Below are 1,778 nucleotides of genomic sequence, written 5' to 3'. Positions count from 1 at the left end.
GACTATTTCATCACCAATGTAGTTGAGGCAGATACAGTAACAGCGTCGTGGATAGTCAAGACTTACACCGAAAGAAATTGGGTGGAAGTATTCTACCGAGAAGCCAAAGGATGGTTAGGGTTAAGGGAATATCAAGTCAGGGATAAACGAAGCTTACTTCGTCATTTTATCCTGGTGTTTTGTGCCTATACATTTATCCTGTGGCATAAGTTAACTGGGGGATTGCAAAGGCGGTGGGCGAATCGACCTTTAAACACTTTTGTGGAAGCTTTAGAAGCTTTTCGGACAGCGATGTCTTTCCGTTTCTTTGAGTGGCTGACCGAGAATCGGGATGTGTTTGCCGCTTACAAAGCCAGTTTAGGCTTTATTTGGGCTTGAAATTTGTTTAAGTCCCAGTAATAAGATTAAACTCATTAAAAGACAAGGTTATGGGTTTAGTAATTTTGAGAATTTTAGGTTATGATTATTAGCAGCTTTTGATAATTAGAAAATCTGATCACACCAGGAACAAGAGAGCCAGGGGAATTTTTGATCTTGCTGCTTATTAGTTTAAGCTAATTAGAGACTAACCGGAATCAAGCCTCCCCTCATGCTGAAAACTTCGATCGCTCTGGTGTTTTTTCTCACTCAATCTTTGCCCCTTAACCCGCAAGTACAAGGGGTGGCTAATCATTTAATTGGGGTCATGGATACGACGCAACAAGCGCAGACTAATCCCCGCATTGCTAAGGTGCAAATGACTACCTGTGCGGTGGATTTTTCCCCGAAACAGGATAGTATTTATCTTTATCAGGAACAGGCGATTATCGATCGCTTAAATCAACCCTATCGTCAAAGAATTTTAGTCATTCAACCTAGCCCCGATAATTCCACTGTGGAATCAAAAGCTTATAAGTTAAATAATGCCCCTAACTTTATTAATTTTTGTAACAAAGACTTGACAGAAAGAAAATTGAATGTATCAGATTTGGCCGAGTCGGTGTGTACTGTGTTTTTAAAACCGATAGCGGGGGGTTATCGGGGAGAAACTCCCCCCCAGGGTTGTCCCACGAATGCCAGAGGTGCGGTGAAAATAACTAATACAATTATTCTACATTCCCAGGGCATGGATACCAGCGATCGAGGTTATGATAGCCTTGGTCGGCAGGTATGGGGAGCGCAGGATAATGTCTATCAATTTCGCTGGCAAAAACCAGAAAATTAGCCGCTAATGGGGATTATAACTCGATGTGATCGGGATTAAACCCCAAAATTAAATATTTTGACTGATTTTTTGGTATTCTTCCTCCGAGTATACCTGGACTTCCCCGTTGACAAAAAGCCATAACCTGTGCTGTAGAAGGGATTAAGAGAATTTCTGATGCCCCTTTACTGGGTACAAATCAAGGAAACTCCCAATAAATCTAACGCTTTTTGTTGCAGTTGGGTCGGTCGAGTTATCTTAGAAAAACGATAACTTCCCTCCCTAATCGTACATTCTACTGTATTCAAGCAAATCGTCCCCAAGTCTTCCAACAAAGTCCGAAAACTATGCACAGGGAGGTTCTCTTGATTCCGTTTTTTTCTCTCTTTAGATTGCACCGATTCACTGCGACTCGCTTTAATCACATCAACGGAGCTATCATCAATTTCTTCATCCTCAAATAACAAAGGAGCTAAGGACTGGGCTCTTCTAGGTTCTGTGTGAGCATGGTATAATAGGGACACAGAACAGGAGGTGAGTTATGTGGATAAATTTTGATCAACTCCTCGATTTACCAAATGTAACAGTGGTCAAT

Annotated in this window: 2 protein-coding genes and 2 pseudogenes; 3 read left to right on the top strand and 1 reads right to left on the bottom strand. The window is 41.5% G+C overall.

The features are described from left to right. The 3 genes and pseudogenes from H6G48_RS20575 to H6G48_RS20565 all read left to right on the top strand — a co-directional run. Window positions 1–378 (top strand): annotated as a pseudogene (locus tag H6G48_RS20575) (IS701 family transposase); the annotation flags it as partial. 1 nt (window position 379) lies between these two features. After that, the gene (locus H6G48_RS27565; protein WP_423202552.1) at window positions 380–463 is read left to right on the top strand and encodes a transposase; all 84 of its coding nucleotides are present in this window, start codon (window positions 380–382) and stop codon (window positions 461–463) included. 126 nt (window positions 464–589) lie between these two features. Then, window positions 590–1,204, top strand: a complete 615-nt coding sequence (locus H6G48_RS20565) for a chromophore lyase CpcT/CpeT (RefSeq protein WP_190723026.1) — start codon at window positions 590–592, stop codon at window positions 1,202–1,204. A gap of 164 nt (window positions 1,205–1,368) precedes the next feature. Here H6G48_RS20565 and H6G48_RS20560 read toward each other — a convergent pair. After that, window positions 1,369–1,665: pseudogene (locus H6G48_RS20560) on the bottom strand (IS1634 family transposase); the annotation flags it as partial. Between the last annotated feature and the right edge of the window lie 113 nt (window positions 1,666–1,778).

Origin of the sequence: Microcystis flos-aquae FACHB-1344, from assembly GCF_014698375.1 — a bacterium.
Lineage (GTDB): Bacteria > Cyanobacteriota > Cyanobacteriia > Cyanobacteriales > Microcystaceae > Microcystis > Microcystis aeruginosa.
Note: the sequence above shows the minus strand (reverse complement) of the source record. Positions and strands in the feature narration are given on the sequence as shown.

What these genes read in the sequence shown, in the direction of transcription:
- H6G48_RS20565 (WP_190723026.1), top strand. Translation starts at nt 590, where the DNA reads ATGCTGAAAACTTCGATCGCTCTGGTGTTTTTTCTCACTCAATCTTTG.